Raw genomic sequence first — 21,869 nt, forward strand, 5'->3', positions numbered from 1 at the left:
CGTCCTGGAATACTGTTACCGACCACCATCCGCTGGCAGCCAATCACGGGAAATGACAGCGCCTATTCTGGATACATCCGTTTGACCCAATCCTCCAGCGGCTCATCTTCACCAGGCTCTTCTCGCAAGGCCAGCAGGAATTCCACGAAGGAATCGGCGACATAGGCAATATTGCTGTCGTCAGGGATTTCTCCTTCATAAATATTCGCGTGATATCCATATTCCCAAAAAAATATCTTGCCAAAATTGCTCTCCCCGATACCAATCAGGAAAAGACTGCTGCCAGGATCACAAGCGAAGCACAAATAATCATTTGGAATATAGTTTTTTAAATCATTCCAGTTTTGCAGAAAATCAGCACCCAGATCTGAGTTGATAATTAACAGCTCCGACAAAATGACAGCCGGCCCGACAGATACCGCAACCGAGCCTGCAGGCCACTCGACCCTGACCCAAGCGGTACTCGTCTTCGGGATATCTGTTGGCAATGGCAGACCACCATTCCACTTGAGATAATAGCTCCTCAATTGCGGTGGCAACCTGATATGTATCTGCGCTTCGAAAGCGCACAGTTCTTCCTCGCTCAGAGGAGAGCCGTGCTCAATTACCTCATATTCCCTGCCATTCAGCACAAAATCCATTTCCTGACCCCTCCTGGAACGACGTTACCGGCCTCCATCCGCTGGCAGCCAATCACGGAAAATAGCGGCGCCTATTCTGGATACATCCGTTTGACCCAGTCCTCCAGCGGCTCATCTTCACCGGGCTCTTCTCGCAAGGCCAACAGGAATTCCACAAAGGAATCGGCAACATAAGCAATGCCGCTGTCGTCGGGTGGGTGGCCTTCACAGCCCTCCGTCTGGTATCCGGGTCGCCAAAAAAATATACGGCCAAAATTATTGGGTGCGATACCGATCAGAAAAAGACTGCTGCCGGGGTTCCGCGCAAAGCACAAATAACTATCTGAAAAACAGCTTTTGAAATCATTCCAAGTTCTCAGAAAGTCTGTACCCAAATCTGAATTTATAATGAATAACCCAGATAAAATAACAGCCGGTCCTGTAGACGCCGCGGCTGCACCTACCAGCCACGTCACCTTGACCCAGACACCGCTATTCATCGGGATAGACGTTGGACTGGGAAGACCGCCATTCCACCGCAGGTAATAACTTCTCAGCTGTGGCGGCAACCTGGTGTGGATCTGCGCTTCGAAAACGCACAGTTCTTCCTCACTTAGAGGATGACCGTGCCCAAGCACCTCATAATCTGTTCCATTCAGCACAAAATCCATTTTCCAATCCATCCTGGAATACTGTTACCGACCACCATCCGCTGGCAGCCAATCACGGGAAATGACAGCGCCTATTCTGAATACATCCGTTTGACCCAGTCCTCCAGCGGCTCATCTTCACCAGGCTCTTCTCGCAAGGCCAGCAGGAATTCCACGAAGGAATCGGCGACATAGGCAATATTGCTGTCGTCAGGGATTTCTCCTTCATAAATATTCGCGTGACATCCATATTCCCAAAAAAAGATCTTGCCAAAATTGCTCTCCCCGATACCAATCAGGAAAAGACTGCTGCCAGGATCACGGGAAAAGCATAAATAATCATCTGGAATATAATTTTTAAAAGTATTCAAAGCCTCCAGAAAATCTGAATGCGATTCAGAGTTAATGATGAATAATTTCGAAAAAATAACAGCAGGCCCGATAAGCTCCGCCGCCGATCCCACGGGCCACGTCACCTTGACCCAGACACTGCTATTCATCGGGATAGACGTTGGACTGGGAAGACCACCATTCCACCGCAGGTAATAACTTCTCAACTGCGGCGGCAGCCTAGTACCTATCTGAGCTTCGAAAGCGCATAGTTCTTCCTCACTCAGAGGATGGCCGGCCCGAAGCACTTCATAATCTTTGCCATTCAGAACAAAGTCCATGATCGCCATCTCCTAAAACTGTGAACCACTACCATCAACGATACTGACACCACCTGTATGTGCAGCACCCGATATCGCTTTATTATGGACCTTTTCATTAACTAATATCATCGTGACACCATCCTCTTTATGATGCCATGTGTATTCTTCAGGAGCAGAATCTTTACTGCCGGGCCAATTTGAATCTCCAATCTTTTTCCGCATCGCATTACGCGCTTTTATAAAATCCGATTTATTACCAGCCATTTCGACCTCTACAATGCCCTCCTGATCGCCACTGCGATAAACCGATGGCGGATTACTGGTCGAAAAGTCGGGATAGCCCTCTTTGTAATCCAGCGATACATCACCGTCGTCGGACGTCCAGCGGGAATGCCCCTTCTCGCCGCTCCAGCTGCCAGTCTTTGGTAATTGCGAGCCGAAGCGGTTGCAACTGGCGCATTTGGCGTTACCGACATGGCGCTGGGCGGCTGCTTTGACGCGGCGGGCACGTTCGGCGGCGGCGGCCATGCGGCGCTGGGCGAAGCGGATCGCGGTGTCCTGATAATGGGCGACCTGTTCGGCGAGGGCTGCCGCCTGCCGCTCGATGGCGGCGATCGCCTTCGTGCTGCGAGCCACTTTGATCGGTTTGGCAACGGCATCGCCCAGGTAGGGGATGAAACTGACGCCGGAGAGGAATGCCCCGACCCAGTCCTGTTCCGCGACGCTCATCGCCAGCGAGATGGCATCGGAAGTCGGCGTCGGATCGACGATGCCGGCGGCATCGGCTGCAGTCTTCGCCAGTTCCCATTCGCGACTGCGCTGCAGCGCCGCCAGCTGCTGTTCCGCATCGGCGAGCGCTTGCGCCGTATCGTCTTCGATACGTCCGAGGTACTGCCCCACTGCACACCTCCTTGTGTGCCGATCGTGATCGAGTACGCGGGATCAGGACTCCGGACCGAGCCAGGCCTTGTGATCGTAGAAGGTCGGGTACGCCGCCCGCTCCCAGGCTTGCGTCAGCTCCGGCGTGTCGGCGAACAGCGCCTCCCAGCGCTCGGCAGCGGGACGGCTGCGGTCGTCGAGAATCGCGCGCAGCGTCGGTTCTTCATCGAAGTTCGGCGCGATCTCGAACATCAGGCCGACGAAGCCCATGACCTGCTCGTCGCTGTCGAAGCCGTGGCGGCGTGCGCGCGCGATCGCGGCGGCGATCATGTCCAGCATCAGGTGTTCGGGAATGCCGCGCATGGCGCCGGGCTGGGTATCGCAGAGGAAACGGTAGGTCTCCGCAATGAAGCCCTGCGGATCGCCCTGCAGCAGACGGTCGTACTGGTCCTGGTCGATGGTGATCATCGGGTCACTCCTCAGGTGTGTGCCATGCGGTGAAACCGCGGTTGCGCGGCCGTCACTGGCCGCAACGTTCACAAAACGGAATGCCAAAGCGCGCAGCGTCCAGCAGCACCCGCGCCTGCTGGCGCTGGCGCTCGGCGGCGGCGGGGCTGAGGCCGCCGTGCGCGGCTGGAGCGGCTTCGAGCGGCGGCTGTGCGGGTTGCGGGCTGCAACCGGGACCGCTGCCGGTACTGCCACCGCTGTTGAGCGCGATCGGTGCGCCATTGATGAAGACGCCACTCGGGCCGACCACGATCGAGGCGCCACCGGCCTTCAGCGTGATGCTGGCGCCGGCTTCGATGACGACGTGCGTCCCCGCCTGCAGCTGCAGAATCTGCCCGGCCTCGTAGGCCTGATCGGTGCCCGCTTTGACGTGGATGTCCTGACGCACGTCCAGCGACTCTCCACCGTCGATACGCGTCATCCGATCGCCGCCGACCTGCTGGTGTAGATCGCGCGCTACACGCTGGTAACGGTCGCGCTCGATGAGCACGTGCTGGTCGCGCAGGATGCGTTCGATGCGGTCGTTCTCGATGCGCAGGCGCAGGTCTTTCTGTGCATGCAGCCAGATTTCCTCGGCGCCGGTGCGGTCCTCGAAGCGCAGCTCGTTGGCACCGGCCGCCCCTGGCGTCGAGGCCGTGCGCAGGCCCGATTGCGTGGCGTGTTCGGGCAGGCTCCAGGGCGGGCGCAGATCGGCGTTGTAGACGCTGCCGGTCACCAGCGGCTGATCCGGATCGCCTTCGAGGAAGTCGACGATGACCTCATGGCCGATCCGCGGGATGAAGGTCGCCCCCCACTGCCGGCCGGCCCAGGACTGGGCGACGCGCAGCCAGCACGAGCTGTTTTCGTCGGCCTCACCTTCGCGATCCCAGTGAAAACGCACCTTGATCCGGGCGTGCTGGTCGGTCCAGATCTCCTCGCCGGGCGGACCGACGACGATGGCGGTCTGCGGCCCGGCGATGCGCGGCACGGGGGTCAGCCGGGGCGGCCGGAACGGCTCGTGCGCCGGCAGCGCTTCGAGCGTGACGCGAAATTCCGGCGCCTCCCCCGCCCCGGAACGATAGGCACCGCTGCTGAAGGCGTACTGCGCGGCCGCGACCAGATACTCGGCATTGGCCGTGGCCTCGGGGCAATTGCTCAGGCTGAACAGATCACCGCTGCCGAGGCCGCGCACATTGCCGGAAAAACGCCAGCCGTGGCGGCCGCTCTGCAGGGCCTCCAGCTGCAGGCGCGCCGCCCGCTCACCGCTGGCGCCGTCGCGGTGCGGGCTGGGGTAATCGTAGAGACCGAGTGCGCTCAGGTCATGGGCATCCGGGGCACGGCTGCGCGCAAGCAGCGTGGCGCGCGGTTTGAGGTAATCGAAGGCGTCGAGGCTGACGCAGCCGGTCGCCACGCGGTGGCTGGCCGACCAGTCGCTGAAATGCTCCTGCGCCCGCCGCTGCTCATTGCCCGGCGGGTAGTAAGGCAGCTGCGCGTAGCCGGCGACCGTGTGGTGCGCGGCGTAGGCGTCGGCGAGCAGCAGCACATGGCGGCCGTTTTCATGGCGGAAGAAGTAATAGATGCCCTCGGCTTCCAGCAGCCGGCAGATGAAGGCGAAGTCGGATTCGCGGTACTGCACGCAGTATTCGCGCGGCGCGTAGTCGGCGCTCAGGTGCAGTTCCAGATCACTGAAGCCGTGGTCGTCGAGCACCGTGCGCACGATCTCCGGCACGCTGCGCTGCTGGAAGATGCGGCAGTCGGCACTGCGCGTGAGAAACCACAGCCAGGGCCGCAGGACGATGCGGTAACCCGGCATGCCGCTATCCCACGCCGTCTGCACCAGCTCGGCGACGAACCCGTTGAACCAGCGCTGGCTGCCGTCCGCCCGCTCCAGGCGCACGCTCAGGTTGTGGCCGAGCAGTTGCCCGACGGCGATGTCGCGGCGGCTGGCGAGCACGTCGAGCACGTACTCGAACGGCGCCGAAAGCGCGTCGCGCCCCTCGAAGGCGCGCAACAGCAGCGCATCGTCGGGCAGCGGCGATTTGAGCGCCATCACCCGCTGCTGCTGGGTGGGTTGCCAGCTCATAGCGTGTCCTTACGCGGCCGGGAATCCCCCCGGCGTGACGCGCCACACTCCGGTGGCGCGGAGTCAGTCCTCAGCTCAGCGGCGCGAACAGGGCTTCCAGATCCTCATCGGCCAGCACACCGCTGCTTTCCCGCTCGCCGAGAATACCGTCGACCAGCGCACGTTTGCGCAGTTGCAGGTCACGGATTTTTTCTTCGACGGTGCCTTCGGTGTAGAGCTTGTAGACGAACACCGGCTTGTCCTGGCCGATGCGGTGGGCGCGGTCGCTGGCCTGATCCTCGGCGGCGGGGTTCCACCACGGGTCGTAGTGGATGACGGTGTCGGCGCTGGTCAGGTTGAGGCCGGTGCCGCCGGCCTTGAGGCTGATCAGGAACACCGGCACCTCGCCATTCTGGAAGCGGCGCACCGGCGTGTCGCGATCGTCGGTGGCGCCGGTGAGGATGACGTAGGGCAGGCCGAGCTTCTGCAGCTCCTTTTCGATCAGCGCGAGCATCTGCGTGAACTGCGAGAACACCAGCACGCGGCGCCCCTCGTCGACCAGCTCCGGCAGCATCTCGGTGAGCAGTTCGAGCTTGGCCGAGCCCTTGACCGCACGCGCGCTGCCGAGCTTGACCAGCCGCGGGTCGCAGCAGACCTGCCGCAGCTTGAGCAGCGCATCGAGGATGACGATATGGCTGCGCGCCAGGCCCTTGCTGGCGATTTCGGCGCGCACGCGCTCCTGCATCGCCAGGCGGATGCCCTCGTAGAGGTCACGCTGCGTGCCGGCCAGCTCGATGGTGCGCACGATCTCGGTCTTCGGCGGCAGGTCGGCGGCGACCTGCTCCTTGGTCCGGCGCAGCAGGAACGGGCCGACGCGGCGCGCCAGGCGCTCGCGGGTCGCGGCGTCGAGGTCTTTTTCGATCGGTTTGCGGAACAGGCGCTGGAACTGGCGGCTGTCGCCGAGCAGGCCCGGCAGCAGGAAATCGAACAGGCTCCACAGCTCGCCGAGGTGGTTTTCCATCGGCGTGCCGCTCAGGCACAGGCGGTGGCGTGCCTTCAGCGCGCGGGCGACCAGCCCGGCCTGTGCCGTCGGGTTCTTGATCGCCTGCGCCTCATCGAGGATCAGCAGGTGGTAGTCGTACTTGCCGAGCGCCTCGCGGTCGCGCGGCAGCAGCGCGTAGGTGGTGAGGATCAGGTCGTGCTGCGGAATGCTGGCGAAGTGCATCGAGCGCTCCGGCCCGCGCAGCGCCAGCACCCTCAGTCCCGGTGCAAAGCGCGCCGCCTCGGCGGCCCAGTTCGGCAGCAGGCTGGTCGGGGCGACGATCAGCGCCGGACGGTCGAGGCGACCGGCGGCATGCTCGCTGGCGAGGTGGGCGAGCGTCTGCACGGTCTTGCCGAGGCCCATGTCGTCGGCCAGCACACCGGCGAGCCCGGTGGCGCGCAGGAACTGCAGCCACTCCAGTCCCTGCTGCTGGTACGGGCGCAGCGTGGCGTGGAAGCCCGCCGGCAGCGCCAGCGGCTGCGGCCCGCTGCGCAGGCGCTCGGCCAGCTCGCGCAGATGCTGGCCGCCGTGCCAGTGCAGCGGCCGGCCGGTCAGCGCGGCTTCGAGTTCGGCGAGACGCCCGGCGTGGACGCGGCCGAGCGAGAACTCGCCGCGCAGGTTCAGCCCTTCACCGTCGTAGAGCTCGACCAGCACGCCGAGGATGGCGCGGATGCGCGCCGCCGGCACCGGCAGCAGGCGACCATCGGGCAGCGGCACCATCACCCGGCGCTCATCGCCGAGGCTCTCCAGCCAGTCGCGGCCGCTGCCGCCGGGCTGGCGGGCGATCAGCTCGACCAGGCAGGGCAGCAGATTGACACGCTGGCCCTGCACCTCGACGCCGAGCGCCAGGCCGAACCAGTCCTCGCCGGCGGCATCGTCGAGCTCGGCGAACCAGTCGTCGGCCTCGACCAGGTTGAAGCGGAAGCCGGGTTCGATGTCGACGGTCCAGCCGTCGGCGCGCAGCCGCGGCAGGGTGTCGAGGACGAATTCGCCCCAGCGGTCGGGATCGTGGAAGCCGTAATCGTGGCGGCATTCACGCGGCAGGCGGTCGCCGAGGGCGACGGTGCGCACCGGCACCAGGTCGGCGGCGCACAGCTGCTCCAGGCAGTCGTGCTCGAAGGCGCTGGCGCGCGGCAGGCGCTGCACCACACCGTCGACATAGCGGCTGATCTCGGTGGTGGCGTCATTGAGCGCGAGCCACTGCTCGCCATAGCCGAAGTCCAGGTGCGCGCCGTCGACCGGCACCGCCGCCGGCGTGCGCCCGGCGCGCGGCGCCGGCGGCGTGACCTCGCGGGTGTAGAGCCGCAGCCGCGGCTGCGGCCGGTGGCTGCGGGCGACGGCAACGGTGAGCTGCGGCGGCGGCGGCAGGCTCACGCCCGGCAGGTGACGCTCCAGCCAGGCGGTGACGCGCGGCAGCTCCTCGGCGGCCAGCGTCGGCGCAGTGGCGATCGCCGCCGCCAGCGACGGCGGCAGCGGCGTCTCCAGCGGGCCGGCGCTGCCGGCCTCGACATCGATGTACCACGGTGGCTCCAGCGCCAGCACCACGCTGCTCGCCGGTGCGCACACCAGCGCCAGACGGCTGCGGCCGCTGTCGTCGACGCACCATTGCGGCTGTGCCGGGCGCGGTGCACCGACGCTGAGCAGCGGGCCGGTCTCGTCGTGCCAGTGGCAGCGGCCGCTGGCGAGCAGGCGCGCCAGCAGCGCGGCACCGCGCTCGTCGCGCAGCGGCAGCGTGCGGGTGTAGGTGTCGCGGGTCAGCGCCAGCTCCCGCAGCAGCGGCAGATCATCGATCGCGAAGCGCGTGGTCGCGCCGGGCAGCAGCGCATCGCCGGGGTCGAGCTGGCGCGGCCGGCCATAGCCGCCCTTCTTCAGCGGCCGGGCGGCGACCACACGCACGCAGACCGGCTCCTCGGCACGCGCCGGCGGCTGCAGCAGGTAGAGCAGGCGTTCGTCGCCACCGGTGACCGGCGGCGGCAGCGCCGCCGCGGCCAGGCGTTCGAGCCAGGCGCCGAGCGCCGGCGACACCGGCGCCGAACCCAGCGGCAGCGCCGAGCCGTCGGCGAGGATCGGATCGCTGGCCTGGAACAGTTGCAGCAGCGCGGCGACGACATGCTTGCAGCCGCCGCCGAGCGGGCATTCACACTGCGCATCCAGCCGCTGTGCCTCGTCCCGACCGCTCAGGCGCAGGCGCACGGTGTAGCGCGGCGCGTAATTGCCGCGCACCTCGGCGCGCACGCCGCCGTCGCTGGTCGACTCCAGGCTGAAGACGCCGCCGGTACGAAACAGGGCCTCGCCGCGCACGATGGTCAGCGGGTCGAACCACAGGTTCAGATTCGGGCTTGAGGTGGTCTCGGTCATGGGGGCTCAAAGCAGGCGCAACAGGAGCATGCAGGTGGCGGTGCCGGCGGCGATGCTGGCGAGCGACTGGCGCCAGAGCAGATGCACGACAACGGTGACGACGACGCCGAGCAGCTGCGGCAGGCCGTGGTCCGGCGCGCCCGGATCGATGCCGCGCAGGCAGTAGAGCACCAGCACGCTCATCACCGCCGGCGGCAGGTAGCGGCCGAGAAAACGCAGCCACGCGGCTTCACGATATGCACTCAGCAGCCAGAACGGCGCCAGCCGCGTCAGCAGCGTGGCCACGCCCATCACCGCAACGGCGCCGAGCAGATAGGCGGTGTTCATGGATGCAGGCTCCGCGCGACCAGCAGGCCGGCCAGGGTCAATGCCAGCGATACCAGCAGGAATTGTGCCGGCGGCGCCAGCCACCAGCCGCACGCACCGGCGACCAGCGCCACCAGAAACGGCCAGGGCTCGCGCACCGCCCGCCATTGCTCGACCACCAGCACCACGAACAGCGCCGTCAGTGCGAAGTCGAGGCCGCGCGTGTCGACATCGAGCCAGCGCCCGGCGAGCGCGCCGAGCGTGCAGCCGAGCACCCACCAGAACTGGTTGAGTGCCGCAATCGCACAGTCGTAGCGCACGCGCTCGACGCCCGGCGGCGGTGCGGTGGCGGTCAGCAGCGACCAGGTTTCGTCGGTCAGGCTGAAAATCTGGTACCAGCGCCGCCAGCCGCGCGCCGGCACGCGTTCGAGCATGGCGAAGCCGTAGAACACGTGGCGCAGGTTGAGCAGCAGCGTGGCCAGAAAGATGTCGACCAGCGCGGTACCGGCGGCGAGCAGGCCGACGGCGAGGAACTGCGCCGAGCCGGCGAACACCACCAGCCCCATCAGCGTCGCCAGCCAGGCCGGCTGGCCGCTGTCGACCAGCAGCAGGCCGAAGGCCATGCCGAGTGGCACGTAACCGCAGGCGACCGGCAGACAGGCACGCAGGGCAGCAGCGAAAACAGGGGCGGACATAAACACTCGCGACGTCGCATCCAAACGCGCAAGGGTACCGGATGCCTTGTGCGAACGCTGCCCGCCCCGGCTTGATCCAGGTCAAGCCGCCGCCCCTTCGGCCGGGTCGTGTCAGGCTTTTCTGCCGCAGCGCGCCATCGTCGGCCCGCACCCGGCGGCGCGCGATGGCCGTACCCGCCGCCGCGGGCAGACCGGCCGCCGCCGCATGCGCGCCGGGCTAGCCAGCCGCACGGCGGCGCGCGACGATAAACACTTTTGCTGTGCACACCGCGTGAACCAGCGGGCCGGATACCGGCTCAAAGCCCCTTTCCACCCGGAGCGCCACGGCGCTCCGCCCTCTACCGATTATCGAGGAATTGCGTTGATGAACCCGCGCCTGCTCCTGCTCGCCGCCTGCCTGAGCCTGCCCACTGCCGCCTTTGCCGGCAGTACGATCGATGCCGCCATCGGCGGCGGCATCGGCGGGGCGGCCGGTGCCGCGATCGGCAACGAAGTCGGCGGCCGCAGTGGCGCCATCGTCGGGGGCGCCATCGGTGCCGGCGTCGGCGCCGCGATCACCACGCCGCAGCCACGCCACCAATCCGCCCCGCGCTATGCGCCACCGCCGCCGCGTCACCACGACAACGGCAGGCACAAAGGGCACTACAAGAAGCGCTATTACGACTGAGCCGGCGGCGCGGGCGGCGCGCTGACGTCGCCGCGCAGCCACTGGCCGAGCAGGTTCTGCATCACCGCCAGCAGCACCGGACCGATGAACACGCCGATCAGACCGAAGCTCAGCGCACCACCGAGCACGCCGAGGAAGATCAGCAGCATCGGCAGGCGCACGCCGCGGCCGATCAGCACCGGCTTGAGGATGTTGTCGATGGTGCCGACCACGCCGGCGCCCCAGATCACCAGGAAGATCGCCCAGCCGGTGTGGCCGCCGTCATAGAGCTGCCAGGCCAGCGGCGCCCACAGCAGCGCCGGCCCCATCGGCACGAAGGACAGGAAGAAGGTCAGGAAGCCGTAGAACAGCGCGCTGCCGGTACCGGCCAGCGCGAAGCCGAGCACGGCGAGCAGCGCCTGCGCCAGCGCGGTGCCGATCAGCCCGGCGACGACGCTGCGCACGGTGGCGGTGGCGACGGCGAGCAGCAGGCGCGTGCGCGAACCGGCGATCAGTTCGAGCAGACGGTGCAGGCGGGCGCTGTGGCTGGCTGCGTCACTCAGCACCACCCCCATCACCACCAGCGACAACGACAGTTCGAGCAGGCCGGCGCCGAGCTTGCGCAGCGCCACCAGCAGGAAATCGCGGGTCGGCCCGATCAGCTTGCGCAGCGCATCGACCAGCGCCGCCTGATCGTTGAGCAGCGTCTCCAGCCAGTCGTGCAGGTCCGGGCCGAACAGCGGCAGATCACGCAGCCAGTCCGGCGCGTGCGGCGGGCCGCTGGCCAGCCAGGTCTCGATGCGCCCCGACAGGCTGGCGAACTGGCTGACCAGACCGTCGCCGAACACGAACAGCGGCAGCAGCACCGCGCACAGCGGCAGCAGCGCGACGATCCACGCCGCCGCGCCCGCACCGACCCGCCGCGCCAGCCAGCGGTGCACCGGCGCCATCGACACGGCGAGGATCACCCCCCAGACGATCGCCGAAATGAAAGGCCATAAGGTCAGCGCGCAGCCGACCAGCAGCAGCACGAGCGCGCTCAGACCGAGCAGGCGCACGATCAGCGCGCGATCGATGACTCCGGTGGGTTCGTGCATCGGGCGTCTCCGTGGGATGGCTCGCGCAGCCTAGCAAAGCTTTGAAGAAAGCCGGGTTTCCCGACGCTGACGGCCCGATGCCTCGGCGGCTTGCAAACGCCCCGGGCCGGAGGCGCCCGCCCCGGCCAGCGAGCAATGCAGCCATCAGCGGAGCCGGTTCACGGATGATCCATCACCTCGATGAGGTTAAAAAACGGCAGCGCCAACAGCCGAGCCGGCCGGCCGCGCTGTGCCAACAACCAAACCGCGTTCGCCACCGGCGCCTGAGCCGCGCGGACTGGCCACCGGCAGCACCACCTGACGCGCTGTCCGAATTGGCACAGGCGCAGCCAGCCCGGGCCGCAGCCGCCAGCCGCAAAGCCACGCCGAGGCTATGAGCGGAAGCGCGCGAGCAGCCGGCGCAGCCACGATTGCCGGCGCGGCGGCCGACTCTGACGCCAGGCCGCGGCATCGGCGGCATCGGCGGCGACGTCGAAGGGTGTGTCCAACTCCTCGAAGTAAAAGCGGATCGCCGCGCGCCACTCGGCGGAGGCCTGCCAGCAGTCGAGATAGCGCGCCCGCTGCGCGGCATCCAGCGCCCGCCAGAACGGCCGCCACTGCGCATCGATCCACTGCTCCTCGGCCCCCTGCGTCGCCGGCAGTGCCTCGGGACGCAGCCGCGGGAAGGCGACCCACGGCGGCACGCAGGCGAAATCCTCGCGCCCGGCGCCGCCGTCAGTTTTCATCGAGGTGGTCGGCGATCCAGTCGAAGCCGAAATAGCCGGCGGTGCCGCCGACCAGGCCACCGATCGCCGCGGACACCACCGCGCCCGGGCCGGTTTCGATGCCGAGCAGCGCGCCGCCGGCGGCACCGAGCTTCATGCCGGCCCAGGCCGCTGCCCAGCCGCCGGCCTGGCGAATGCTCTCGGCGGCAATCGGCTTGATCGAGCCCTGATCGATGGATTTTTCCGTGGCGTGGGCGAGGTTCACCGCAGTCATCGCAAAGCCGACGATCTGCACGCCCTGCAGCACGCGGGTGGCGCCCATCGCCGCCGCGCCCTTGACCGCGCCGGGCGGCACATTGCCGCGCACCAGCGCTTCACGGTCGCTGCGCACCAGCTCGCTGATGGTCTGGATGCGCTTGCGGGCATCGACCGACTGCGTCTTCTGCGCGATGCGTTCGAGGTCGCTGACGATTTCTTCGGTCTCGTGCAGCGTGGCGCCGGCATCGATGGCTTTGTTGACGTCGATCCAGAATGGCTCGCCGGTAAAACGCGTGGCGCCCAGCGGCTTGCTCGACGTGGACAGGAACGGGCTCGGCTTCATGCCCAGCGCATGCCGCCCCGCCGGCAGCCTGGAGGCGGCGTCGGTCGGCTGGAAGCCGAAGCGCTCCGGGTTGGGGAACACCGCCAGCGGCCGGCCGAGCTGCTGCCCGGCCGCAGCCGCCATCTGCGGATTGACCAGCACCCGGCGCACCAGCTTGCGGCTGAGCGGATTGATCTCGTCGGCGAGCACGAACACGTAGGACACCAGCGGAATCCGCGCCTGACGGCTCACCTCCGAGCTGACGGCCGCGGTACTGATGAAGCGCTCCGGCTCACGCTGGCGGTTGCTCCCCTGCATCTCGTCGCGCAACTGCAGCACCTGGCCGACCAGCAGCGCATTGGGATTGGCCAGCAGATTGTCCTCGGCGATCAGACGCCACTTGGCGCCATCGCCGTAGTGCTTCCGGGCGATCAGCCACAGCGAATCCCCGGGTGCGACAACGTAACGCATGACGCTTCACCTCCCTGTCAGCCGGCTCAGCTCCGGCGCGCGCCCAGCACCACGCCCAGCGCCAGCAGGCTCTGCAGCAGATAGATCGAGGCGGCGATGCCGTGCAGACGGGCGAATTCGCCGCCGCTGCTGACGCCGGCGGCCTTCAGCGCCTCCATCGCCGGCTGCAGCCAGAACTCGCCGACGGCCACGAGCACGAGCATCGACAGCAGCAGCAGCGCGCGCCAGCGCCCGCCGCCGGCGCGCCAGCGCAGGCACTCGATCAGCGTGAGCACACCGCCGCCGAGCAGGCCGATCCAGGCGACCGCCCTGAACAGATGCCCGGCGACCAGACCGGCGAGCACGCGATCGGGAATCACCGAGAACAGCACCGGCGCGACCAGATAGCCCACCGTCCACATCGAACCGAACCACACGATCTGCAGCAGCCGCTCCAGCGCGCGCGCGGCGCGTCCTTCGACCATCTCTTGCATCTGCAATGTCCAGACGTTGAAAGCGCCGATGCTGGCACTGCCGCCACGGCAGCGGCAATAGCGCGGCCGGCGCTACGGGCCGGCGTCGATGCCTGCACGCTGACGCGCCGCCAGCGTCGCCACGTCGAACAGCGGTGCCGTCGGCTGCGCCAGTGCCAGCTCAAGGGCCGCACCGGCGCGCTCGCGCTGACGGGCGCTGCGCAGCGCGAAGCGGCAGGTCTCGGCATCGAGCGGGCGGCCGCACAGGTAACGCCGGCCGGCCTGGAAGCGGCGGCCGTTGCTCTGCCACCAAGCACTGAGCGCCGCCACGTCGGGCCACGGCAGATGGCTGTCGGCATCGAGCTGGATCTCGTCGGCGGCGGCTTCGGGCTCCTGCTGCGGCGGCGGATCGCTGAGGCCGGCGGGTTCGAGGTCGAGCCCGGTGATCCAGGCGATGCTCTCGGCGGCAAGGCGCGCATAGGGCGGCTCGGCGGCGCGCGCCAGCAGCCAGGGGATCATCTGCGGATCGCCAAGGTGGGCGCCGCCGCGGATCAGCACGCGCATCCAGCCCGGCTGGCCGTTGAGGCTGCGCAGCCAGTCGACCGCCTGCCGCGGCTCCAGCGCGCGCACCAGCAGGGCCAGTGCGCTGGCAGCGAAACCGCTGCCGGGACGGATGGCGCCAGCCAGCGCCGGCAGGGCCTCCGGCGCGCCCAGGCGCACCGCCGACCACGCCGCCCAGGCGCGCAGCGCCGGTTCGGCATGCGTCAGCCGGCCGAGCAGCTGCGGGCACAGATCGGTGCGACCGAGTTCGCCGGCGGCGCGGGCGGCGGCGGCGGCGAGCGTGAGATCCTCGGCGGCCAGCGCCGCGGCCAGCGCCGGCCCCGGGTCGGCGCGGTGGCGGGCATGGGCGGCGAGGCCGAGCCGGCGCCAGTCGGCCTGCGGCTGTTCGAGCAGCGGTCGCGCCCAGGGCTCGGCCCGGCGCCAGCTCACCCAGGCCAGCGCGTCTTCCAGTGCCTGCCGGCGCAGCGGGCCGCTGCCCGCTCCCGCGAAGGCCGCGCTCACCGCCTCGCGCCGGCCGCTTTCCAGCGCCAGCACCGCGGTGGTGAACAGCGCGCCGCCGGCCTCGCCCTGTGCCGCGGCGGCCTCGACGAAAGCCGTCGCGCTGGCGCCGGCGACGCTCAGGCCGTCGAGCTGCGCGCCGAGGCGTTCATCGAAGGCCAGCAGGTCGAACAGCCGGGTGTGCGGCAGCGCCAGCACGCGCGCGCGCTGCCGCCAGAGGAAGGCGGCATCGCCGGCCTGCCGCGCCAGCACCGCCGGCAGGAATTCGGGCTCGTCGTCGCAAGGCGCCATCACGTTGCCCGCAGCCACAGTGCCGCGCGCTCGCCGCTGTCGTTGCCGAGCGTCAGCAGCAGTTCGCCGCCGGGGGCATAGCCGCGGCGCGTGGCGGTGGCGGCAACCGTCGCCAGCAGCGCGCCGGCCGCGGCGCCGGTATCGCCGAGCAGTTCCGCCGGCAGCCACAGCGGCGGCAGCGGCGCGCCGTTGCTGCCGACGCGGCACAGCGCCATCACCGCCTCCTGCCGGCGCAGCGGCTCGCTGGCGAAATCCGCGAGCAGCAGCGCCGGCGCCGTCGCGCCGGCCTCGTCACGGGCCTGGCGGATGGCGGTGCTCAGACCCTCGGCACGCAGCGGTACGGCGTTGTCGGCCGCGGCGTTTTCGCGGCCGAAGCCGAGGCCGACCAGCGCCAGCGGCGCCGGCGCATCACTGAGGCCGAGCAGCAGCGCGGCGGCGGCCTCACCGGGGATGCAGGCGCCGCGCTGCTGCGGCGAAGCCAGCGCATTGGCGGCGGCGAGCGCGTCCAGCGTGCCGGTTTCGAGCAGGCTGTCGACGCCGACGACGAGCACCGCGCGACAGCCGCCGGCTTCCAGCAGCTGGCGGGCGCGGTGCAGCGCGATGGCGACGCCGACGCGCCCGCGCGGGATCAGCGCCGAAGCGGCGTGCGCCGGCAGTTTCAGTTCAGCCTGCAGCGCCGGCAGCAGCGCCGGCTCGACACAGGCGCCCGGACGGCCGCCCTCGGCGACGGCGAGCAGCAGCGGGATCGGCTGCTGCGCCAGCGCCGGCCAGCCGGCCAGGCATTCGCCGGCGGCGCGGGCGGCCAGCCGCAGCAGGCGGGCGGCGCCGCTGACGTGGCGGGCGAACGGCGCCTCGGCGACGAACACCGCGGCGCCGTTGGCGCCGAACGGACGGGCCTGCCAGCCCTCGATGCCGGCACGCAGCGCCGCGCAGCTGGCCTGCGCCGAACCACCCAGCGCGCTGACCAGACCGCAGCCGAGCAGCACCGGGGCGCTCATGGCTGCGGCTCCAGCAGCTCGCCGCGGCAGTCGACGGTGAGTTCGGCGATGTCCCCGGCGCCACGTGCCAGCGGCTGGCAGACGCGCCAGACCAGCGACAGCGTGCCGGCAACGGTGTCGATGGCGATGGTGTCGATCAGCGCGCGGCGCAGCTCGCGACTGCCGCGCGCCGGACGCAGGTTCAGTTCGACGGCGATGCGCGGCAGCAGGCAGCGGTAGCGGCCCGCCGGCGTCAGGTTCAGCAACTGGATCTCCTCGCCGCCCTGCGGATAGGGCATCTGCTGCTCGGGCGGTGCGCACTGGTGATAGCCGACGTCGAAGTCGCGCGGCGGCAGCGGAAACACCTCGCGCCGCCAGGTTTCGTCATAGGTGCCGGCGAGCGCCACGCGCGGCGCCCAGCCGCGACCGAGCGGGCCGAGCGCAAGCGGCGCCAGCAGCTCGCCGGGCGCGGTGATCGGCCGCTCCCAGTCCTCGGTGGCCGGCAACAGCTGATCGAGCAGGCGCAGCGGATCGCGCCCCGGCGCGCAGTAGCCGCGGCCGAGCGGGTTCTGCGCGCAAAAGGCCGGCGGCTCGCCGTCGGCCGCCGGATCGGCACCGCCGAAGGCAACCGTGTAGTCGCAACCGCGCTCGACGAAGGGTTCGGCGGCGGACGGCTGCAGGCTGCCATCGCCGGCGTGCTGCCAGCGGCGCTCGCCGCAGACAGCGAAGATGCGCCGCAGCGGTCCGCAGGCGACGCCGACCGCCACCCGCGCCGCCGGCTGGCCGCCCGGGGCGTGGGCGTGGGCGTGGATGATGAGGTCGCAGGCGCGCTTGCCGGGGGCGAAGTCGTGCTCGTAGCGCGGCACGCCGCGGCCGTGCTCGGCGCCCTCGCCGCTGCTGATGTCGGCGATCGCCGGCGGCATCTGCTGCGCGGCGAGGTGCAGCGTGCCGCCGCCCGGCGACAGGCGGAAAGTGCCGCGCACCACCGCCACCAGCACCGGGCGTCCATCCGGCTGGGTGACGACGGCACTGGCAGCGGCAAGAGGCGTGGGGTTGTGCAGTTCCATGGCAACCACGTCCGTGCGCGAGAGCGTTAGTTGATCTTCACCATGCCGCCCTTGAGCGTCAGCATGCCGCCGCCATCGACCTCGGCCGAAGCGCTGGCGCTGGCCTTGAGCGTGGCACTGGCGCTGATCTTGAGCTGCACGCCGCTGATCTCGATGGTGCCGTCGGACTTGAGCACGATCGACGCCGCGCCGGTGGTCAGCGAAATCTCGGTACCGGCGGTGATCGTCAGCTTCTGGCCGACGTCGAGCTTGTCGTTGGTGCCGACCTTGGTGCTGCGTTCGGTGCCGACGTCGAGTTTCTGCTTGGCCTTGATGGAGATGCTTTCGTTGTTGCCGACACTCTCGGTGCGATCGTTGCCGATGGTCACGGTCTCGTCGTGATCGACGTTCTTCTTGCGATCGTTGCCGACCCAGTGGGTTTCGTCGTGCTCGACCTCGATCATCTGGTCCTTTTCGGCATGGATCAGCAGATGCTCGGAGCCGGATTTGTCCTCCAGGCGGATCTCGTTGCAGTTGGCCGCCGCGCCGCCGGTGCTGGAGCGCGAGCGGATACCGCTCTGCGTGGCGTTGTCGGGCAGGCCGAAGGGCACGGTCTGCTCGCCGTTGTAGACACGGCCGACGATGATCGGCTGATCCGGGTCGCCTTCGAGGAAGTCGACGATGACCTCCTGACCGATGCGCGGGATCAGCATGCCGCCCCAGCCCTTGCCGGCCCAGGCCTGGGAGACGCGAATCCAGCAGGAGCTGTTCTCGTCGCGCTGGTCGTGGCGGTCCCAGTGGAAGTGCACTTTGACGCGGCCGTGCTGGTCGGTGTGGATTTCGGCGCCGCTCGGGCCGACGACGACGGCGGTCTGCGGCCCGGCGATGCGCCCGACCGGCGTCAGCGGCAGCGCGCGGAACGGTGCCTGCGCATCCTGCGTGCGCAGCGAAACGCCGAAATCGAAGCCGGCGCCGCCACCGCCGGAGTGGAAGTCATCGAGCTGCAGCGAGCAGTTCAGCGCGGTGATCAGGTATTCGATGTTCAGCGGCTCACGCGGGCAGCCGCTCAGCGTGAACAGCCCGCCGCAGCCCAGGCCGCGGGCATCGCCGCGGAACACCACCTCGGTGGCACGCGTGCGCAGCGCCTCCAGCGAGGTGCGGGCGTAGTGATCGCCGGCCCCGGTGTCGATGTAGGCGCCGGGGTAGCCGTAGCGGGCGAACTGCAGCGAGGAGGCCGGCGGCGTCGCCGTCGAGTTCGACAGCAGCGCCGCCGACGGCCGGGTGAAGTCGTAGTCGTTGAGCGTCAGCTTGGTCGACTGCACCTCCAGCGCCTGTGACCACTCCCAGAGGTGGTCGCGCTTGCGCCGGTTGTGCGCATCGGGCGGGAAATACGGCACCTCGGCGTAGCCATCCGCATTCTTGTGACCGGAGTAGTCGTCGGCCAGCACCATCACGTGGCGGCTGGCTTCATGGCGGAAGTAGTAGTAGATGCCTTCCTTTTCCATCAGCCGGCTGACGAAGTCGAAGTCGCTCTCGCAGTACTGCACGCAGTATTCGCGCGTGGCGTAGCTGCCGGCGAGCTTGTCCTCGAAATCGGCGAGGCCGTGTCCCTCGAAGACCTCCTTGATGATGTCGGGGACGGTCTTCTCCTGAAAGATGCGGCAGTCCGAGCAGTGCGTCAGCAGCCACAGCCAGGGCCGCAGCGTCGCCCGGTAGGTGGCCAGGCGGCCGTCGCCGCTGGTCTGGCCGAAACGGGCGACGATGCCGTGAAAGTAGCGCTCGCCGCCGGCCGGCAGCAGCACCTTGACCGCCAGCGACTGGCCGAGCACGGTCGCCGGATCGATGGAGAAATCCTCCGCGGCGAATTCCAGCTCGAAGGCGAACAAGCGCCCCAGCTCCTCGTGCGTCTCCATGCGCCGCAGCAGCAGTTTGTCGGTATCGAGCTGCGTGCAGCTGACCGTGACCGCCCGCTGCGCCTGCGTGATCGCCATCGTGTATCTCCCGAGCCAAGCCAGCGAATGACCGCGCGAGTGCCAAGAATAGAGCGACGGGCCGTCGCGCGTCTGCCGCTCAGCGCCGCGCGATGGCGAGCAGGCCCGACACCGGCAGGCCGGACTCGACGCGCAGCTGCACGATCTCCAGACGCAGCGGCCGCAGACCGGCGCCGCGCAGCACCGCCTCGACGTAATCGGCACGGTGGCTGTAGCGGCCGTTGACGTTGAGCCGGTGCGCCGCCTCGGCCTCGTGGCACTCGACGGTGAAGCCGAAGCAGCCGCCCGGTCGCAGCGCCTGCGCCGCCGCCGCGCACACCGCCTCCAGCGCGCCGAAATAGCACAGCGTGTCGGCGGCGGCGATCAGGTCCCAGGCGGCGCTGGCGGCCTGCAGATGGGCGCCAAGCTCGGCGGCGTCGAGCTGATCGTAGACGGCCTGCGCCGCGGCATGGGCGAGCATCTTCGGCGACAGGTCGACGCCGTGCAGCCTGCGCGCCCACGGCCGCAGCAGCGGGCCGCACAGGCCGGTGCCGCAGCCGGCATCGAGCACGTCGAGCGCGGCACGCGGCGGGCCGAGCACCAGGCTCAGCGCATCGGCCAGACACTCCGGTGCGCGGTAGTCGAGCCGCTCGCGCAGGTGCGCGTCGAAATGGTCGGCATAGCTGTCGAACAGGCCCTGCACGTAGGCGTCGGCGCAGCGCTCCGGTGCCGGCGCGCCGCCGCAGGCGGCGAGGCGCGCCTGCGCCAGCGGGTGCCCCGGTTCGAGCGCCAGCCAGCGCCGGTAGGCGGCGACGGCCTCGTCGAGGCGGCCGAGCCGGCTCAGCAGGTGACCGCGGGCGCGCACCGCGCCGAGGTGGCCGCCATCGAGCGCCAGCGCGTGTTCGCATTCGGCCAGCGCCGCCGCCCATTCGTGGCAGCGTTCGAGCAGGCTGGCGAGGTTGTAGTGGTCGTCGGCGCTGCTCGCTTCGAGTTCGAGCGCGTGGCGGTAGGCGGTAACGGCTTCGGCGATGCGGCCCTGCGCGCGCAGCACCACGCCGAGGTTGTTCCAGGCACCGACGTGCGCCGGCTGCGCGGCGAGGGCGGCGCGATATTCGTTCTCGGCCGCCTGCAGGCGACCCAGCGCCTGCAGCACGTTGCCGTGGTTGCTGCGCAGATCGGCATGCGCCGGCGCCAGTGCCACCGCCGCCGTCAGCGCCGCCAGTGCGCCGTCGGCATCACCGCGCTGGAAGCGCAGCAGACCGAGGAAGTGCAGCGCATCGACCTGCTGCGGGCTCTGCGTGAGGATCTGCAGGTAGACGCTCTCGGCGGCATCGAGCTCGCCGGCACGCTGCCAGCCGACTGCCATCTCCAGCGCCGCACCGACGCTCATCAGCTGTTCTGCATCGTCGTTCGCCATCGTCATGCCAGCTCCGGTGCACGCGCGAGCACGATCCAGCCATGCACCGGCTCGCCGAGTTCCTGACGCAGCACACCGGCTGCGAACTGGATGTCGACCAGGCCGGCGGCGGCCAGCGTGGCGCGCACGTAATCGGCGTGGTGGGCATAGCGACCGTGCGGGCGGATGGTGTAGCCGGCCGCCGGCGGCTCATCGAGACGCTCGACGCTGAAGGCGAGCAGGCCACCGGGGGCGAGCCCGATGCGCGCCGCCGCGGCGAAGCCTTCGAGCGCGCCGAAGTAGCACAGCGTGTCGGCGGAGACGATCAGACCGAAGTTGCCGGGATAGGCCGACAGGAACGCCGTCAGCTCGGCGGCGAACAGGTGATCGTAGCCGCCGCGGGCATCGGCCTTGCGCAGCATGCCGACCGACAGGTCGATGCCGATCAGCACCCGCGCATAGGGCTTGAGCCACGGCCCGCACAGCCCGGTGCCGCAACCGGCATCGACCACGGCGAGATCCCCACGGCCCTCACCGAGCGCGGCAGTGACGGCGGCACGCAGCAGCTCGGGGGCGTGGTAGTCGAGGTTTTGCAGCAGCACCTCGTCGAAACTGTCGGCGAAGCCGTCAAAAGTGCGGGCGACGTAGTCGTCGGCGGCACGTTCGGGCACGTCCTCGCCGGAGAGCGCGGCGAGCATGTGGCGGGCGATCGGGTTGTCGGCATCGAAGGCGATCCAGTCGCGGAACACCTGCGTCGCCGCCTCGCGCTCGCCGGCCATGTACAGCATGTAGCCAAGGTTGTAATGCGCCTGCGCATGGTGCGGATCGAGCTCGATCGCCCGCTGCAGCGCCTCGACGACGTCAGCCAGCGTGCCGCACTGGCGCAGCACGATACCGAGCTTGAAATAGGCGTCGGCGAAATCCGGGGCCAGCGCAGCGACACGGCGGTAGGCGTCGGCGGCAGCGGCGGCCTCGCCGCGCAGGCGCAGCATCACCGCCAGATTGTTCCAGGCGCCGACGTGCTCGTCGTCGTGTTCGAGCGCGCGGCGGTAGGCGGCCTCGGCCTGCTCGTGGCGGCCGCTTTCCTTGTGGATGTTGCCGAGGTTGACCCAGGCGTCGACGTATTCCGGTGCCTGCTGCAGCGCGCGCTCGATCAGCTCGACGGCCTCGTCGCTGCGCCCCTGCTGGTGGCGCAGCACGCCGAAAAAGTGCAGCGGGTCGGGGTGCTCGGGGTGATCCTCCAGCGCCGCGGCGTAGAGCGCAGCCGCCTCCTCGAAGCGACCTTCGCGATGCAGGCTCACGGCCAGCGCCAGCCCGCCTTCGGGCGGCGTGGCATCGGCACGGTTGAGGGATGTGGCTTCGATCATCGCAGGGCTCCGCAAAACAGGGGATTGCTGACAGTCAGTAGGCCGATGCCATCAGCCGGCGG

The 21,869-nt window shown here is 68.9% G+C and carries 20 protein-coding genes; 1 reads left to right on the top strand and 19 read right to left on the bottom strand.

The window, feature by feature from the left end; translation table 11 throughout:
• Positions 1–62: 62 nt before the first annotated feature.
• The 9 genes from C7443_RS04625 to C7443_RS04665 all read right to left on the bottom strand — a co-directional run bounded on the left by C7443_RS04625 (position 63) and on the right by C7443_RS04665 (position 9,751).
• The gene (locus C7443_RS04625; protein WP_110017383.1) at positions 63–641 is read right to left on the bottom strand and encodes an SMI1/KNR4 family protein; all 579 of its coding nucleotides are present in this window, start codon (positions 639–641) and stop codon (positions 63–65) included.
• Positions 642–712: 71 nt separating this feature from the next.
• Complete coding sequence (locus C7443_RS04630) at positions 713–1,291, bottom strand: SMI1/KNR4 family protein (protein ID WP_170123494.1); 579 nt, start codon at positions 1,289–1,291, stop codon at positions 713–715.
• 71 nt (positions 1,292–1,362) lie between these two features.
• Positions 1,363–1,941 carry an SMI1/KNR4 family protein gene (locus C7443_RS04635; protein ID WP_170123495.1) on the bottom strand — a complete coding sequence of 193 codons (579 nt, stop codon included), beginning with the start codon at positions 1,939–1,941 and terminating at the stop codon, positions 1,363–1,365.
• 12 nt (positions 1,942–1,953) lie between these two features.
• Complete coding sequence (locus tag C7443_RS04640) at positions 1,954–2,823, bottom strand: HNH endonuclease (RefSeq protein WP_110017386.1); 870 nt, start codon at positions 2,821–2,823, stop codon at positions 1,954–1,956.
• A 42-nt stretch (positions 2,824–2,865) separates the two neighbouring features.
• Positions 2,866–3,270: a hypothetical protein gene (locus tag C7443_RS04645; protein ID WP_110017387.1), complete on the bottom strand. Its 405-nt coding sequence runs from the start codon at positions 3,268–3,270 to the stop codon at positions 2,866–2,868.
• Positions 3,271–3,322: 52 nt separating this feature from the next.
• Positions 3,323–5,371, bottom strand: coding sequence for a type VI secretion system Vgr family protein (locus C7443_RS04650; protein ID WP_110017388.1), 2,049 nt, complete (start codon positions 5,369–5,371; stop codon positions 3,323–3,325).
• A 70-nt stretch (positions 5,372–5,441) separates the two neighbouring features.
• Complete coding sequence (locus C7443_RS04655; RefSeq protein WP_110017389.1) at positions 5,442–8,750, bottom strand: DEAD/DEAH box helicase; 3,309 nt, start codon at positions 8,748–8,750, stop codon at positions 5,442–5,444.
• Between the two features lie 6 nt (positions 8,751–8,756).
• A complete protein-coding gene (locus C7443_RS04660; protein WP_110017390.1) occupies positions 8,757–9,077 on the bottom strand; it encodes a branched-chain amino acid transporter permease in 321 nt (106 codons plus the stop codon).
• The gene (locus C7443_RS04665; protein ID WP_110017391.1) at positions 9,074–9,751 is read right to left on the bottom strand and encodes an AzlC family ABC transporter permease; all 678 of its coding nucleotides are present in this window, start codon (positions 9,749–9,751) and stop codon (positions 9,074–9,076) included. Before C7443_RS04665 ends, C7443_RS04660 begins: the two co-directional genes overlap by 4 nt.
• A gap of 364 nt (positions 9,752–10,115) precedes the next feature.
• Between C7443_RS04665 and C7443_RS04670 the strand changes: the two genes are divergently transcribed.
• Positions 10,116–10,418: a hypothetical protein gene (locus C7443_RS04670; protein WP_110017392.1), complete on the top strand. Its 303-nt coding sequence runs from the start codon at positions 10,116–10,118 to the stop codon at positions 10,416–10,418.
• Here the strand turns inward: C7443_RS04670 and C7443_RS04675 are convergent.
• From C7443_RS04675 to C7443_RS04720, 10 genes are all read right to left on the bottom strand, one after another.
• Positions 10,409–11,494, bottom strand: coding sequence for an AI-2E family transporter (locus tag C7443_RS04675; protein WP_110017393.1), 1,086 nt, complete (start codon positions 11,492–11,494; stop codon positions 10,409–10,411). The two genes, C7443_RS04670 and C7443_RS04675, sit on opposite strands and share 10 nt — an antisense overlap.
• Positions 11,495–11,865: 371 nt before the next feature.
• Positions 11,866–12,219, bottom strand: a complete 354-nt coding sequence (locus C7443_RS04680; RefSeq protein ID WP_110017394.1) for a hypothetical protein — start codon at positions 12,217–12,219, stop codon at positions 11,866–11,868.
• A complete protein-coding gene (locus C7443_RS04685; protein WP_110017395.1) occupies positions 12,209–13,249 on the bottom strand; it encodes a LysM peptidoglycan-binding domain-containing protein in 1,041 nt (346 codons plus the stop codon). Before C7443_RS04685 ends, C7443_RS04680 begins: the two co-directional genes overlap by 11 nt.
• A gap of 26 nt (positions 13,250–13,275) precedes the next feature.
• Positions 13,276–13,713 (bottom strand): DUF4149 domain-containing protein, encoded by a 438-nt coding sequence (locus C7443_RS04690; RefSeq protein ID WP_246004544.1) that lies wholly within the window; start codon positions 13,711–13,713, stop codon positions 13,276–13,278.
• 81 nt (positions 13,714–13,794) lie between these two features.
• Positions 13,795–15,051 (bottom strand): TIGR02270 family protein, encoded by a 1,257-nt coding sequence (locus C7443_RS04695; protein WP_146213232.1) that lies wholly within the window; start codon positions 15,049–15,051, stop codon positions 13,795–13,797.
• A complete protein-coding gene (locus C7443_RS04700) occupies positions 15,051–16,049 on the bottom strand; it encodes a hypothetical protein (RefSeq protein WP_110017398.1) in 999 nt (332 codons plus the stop codon). Before C7443_RS04700 ends, C7443_RS04695 begins: the two co-directional genes overlap by 1 nt.
• Positions 16,046–17,095 (bottom strand): DUF2169 family type VI secretion system accessory protein, encoded by a 1,050-nt coding sequence (locus tag C7443_RS04705; RefSeq protein ID WP_110017399.1) that lies wholly within the window; start codon positions 17,093–17,095, stop codon positions 16,046–16,048. The genes C7443_RS04700 and C7443_RS04705 overlap by 4 nt, the downstream gene beginning before the upstream one ends.
• Positions 17,096–17,121: 26 nt before the next feature.
• Positions 17,122–19,065 carry a type VI secretion system Vgr family protein gene (locus C7443_RS04710; protein WP_110017400.1) on the bottom strand — a complete coding sequence of 648 codons (1,944 nt, stop codon included), beginning with the start codon at positions 19,063–19,065 and terminating at the stop codon, positions 17,122–17,124.
• A 79-nt stretch (positions 19,066–19,144) separates the two neighbouring features.
• Positions 19,145–20,467, bottom strand: a complete 1,323-nt coding sequence (locus C7443_RS04715) for a tetratricopeptide repeat protein (protein WP_110017401.1) — start codon at positions 20,465–20,467, stop codon at positions 19,145–19,147.
• Positions 20,464–21,807, bottom strand: a complete 1,344-nt coding sequence (locus tag C7443_RS04720) for a tetratricopeptide repeat protein (RefSeq protein ID WP_110017402.1) — start codon at positions 21,805–21,807, stop codon at positions 20,464–20,466. The genes C7443_RS04715 and C7443_RS04720 overlap by 4 nt, the downstream gene beginning before the upstream one ends.
• Positions 21,808–21,869 lie beyond the last annotated feature (62 nt).

It is taken from the genome of Plasticicumulans acidivorans, from assembly GCF_003182095.1.
Lineage (GTDB): Bacteria > Pseudomonadota > Gammaproteobacteria > Competibacterales > Competibacteraceae > Plasticicumulans > Plasticicumulans acidivorans.

Coding starts and splice junctions, on each gene's coding strand:
- C7443_RS04710 (WP_110017400.1), bottom strand. CDS start 19,065: ATGGCGATCACGCAGGCGCAGCGGGCGGTCACGGTCAGCTGCACGCAG.
- C7443_RS04645 (WP_110017387.1), bottom strand. CDS start 3,270: ATGATCACCATCGACCAGGACCAGTACGACCGTCTGCTGCAGGGCGAT.
- C7443_RS04655 (WP_110017389.1), bottom strand. CDS start 8,750: ATGACCGAGACCACCTCAAGCCCGAATCTGAACCTGTGGTTCGACCCG.
- C7443_RS04700 (WP_110017398.1), bottom strand. CDS start 16,049: ATGAGCGCCCCGGTGCTGCTCGGCTGCGGTCTGGTCAGCGCGCTGGGT.
- C7443_RS04680 (WP_110017394.1), bottom strand. CDS start 12,219: ATGAAAACTGACGGCGGCGCCGGGCGCGAGGATTTCGCCTGCGTGCCG.
- C7443_RS04675 (WP_110017393.1), bottom strand. CDS start 11,494: ATGCACGAACCCACCGGAGTCATCGATCGCGCGCTGATCGTGCGCCTG.
- C7443_RS04720 (WP_110017402.1), bottom strand. CDS start 21,807: ATGATCGAAGCCACATCCCTCAACCGTGCCGATGCCACGCCGCCCGAA.
- C7443_RS04630 (WP_170123494.1), bottom strand. CDS start 1,291: ATGGATTTTGTGCTGAATGGAACAGATTATGAGGTGCTTGGGCACGGT.
- C7443_RS04695 (WP_146213232.1), bottom strand. CDS start 15,051: ATGGCGCCTTGCGACGACGAGCCCGAATTCCTGCCGGCGGTGCTGGCG.
- C7443_RS04705 (WP_110017399.1), bottom strand. CDS start 17,095: ATGGAACTGCACAACCCCACGCCTCTTGCCGCTGCCAGTGCCGTCGTC.
- C7443_RS04690 (WP_246004544.1), bottom strand. CDS start 13,713: ATGGTCGAAGGACGCGCCGCGCGCGCGCTGGAGCGGCTGCTGCAGATC.
- C7443_RS04665 (WP_110017391.1), bottom strand. CDS start 9,751: ATGTCCGCCCCTGTTTTCGCTGCTGCCCTGCGTGCCTGTCTGCCGGTC.
- C7443_RS04635 (WP_170123495.1), bottom strand. CDS start 1,941: ATGGACTTTGTTCTGAATGGCAAAGATTATGAAGTGCTTCGGGCCGGC.
- C7443_RS04670 (WP_110017392.1), top strand. CDS start 10,116: ATGAACCCGCGCCTGCTCCTGCTCGCCGCCTGCCTGAGCCTGCCCACT.
- C7443_RS04660 (WP_110017390.1), bottom strand. CDS start 9,077: ATGAACACCGCCTATCTGCTCGGCGCCGTTGCGGTGATGGGCGTGGCC.
- C7443_RS04685 (WP_110017395.1), bottom strand. CDS start 13,249: ATGCGTTACGTTGTCGCACCCGGGGATTCGCTGTGGCTGATCGCCCGG.
- C7443_RS04650 (WP_110017388.1), bottom strand. CDS start 5,371: ATGAGCTGGCAACCCACCCAGCAGCAGCGGGTGATGGCGCTCAAATCG.
- C7443_RS04625 (WP_110017383.1), bottom strand. CDS start 641: ATGGATTTTGTGCTGAATGGCAGGGAATATGAGGTAATTGAGCACGGC.
- C7443_RS04715 (WP_110017401.1), bottom strand. CDS start 20,467: ATGACGATGGCGAACGACGATGCAGAACAGCTGATGAGCGTCGGTGCG.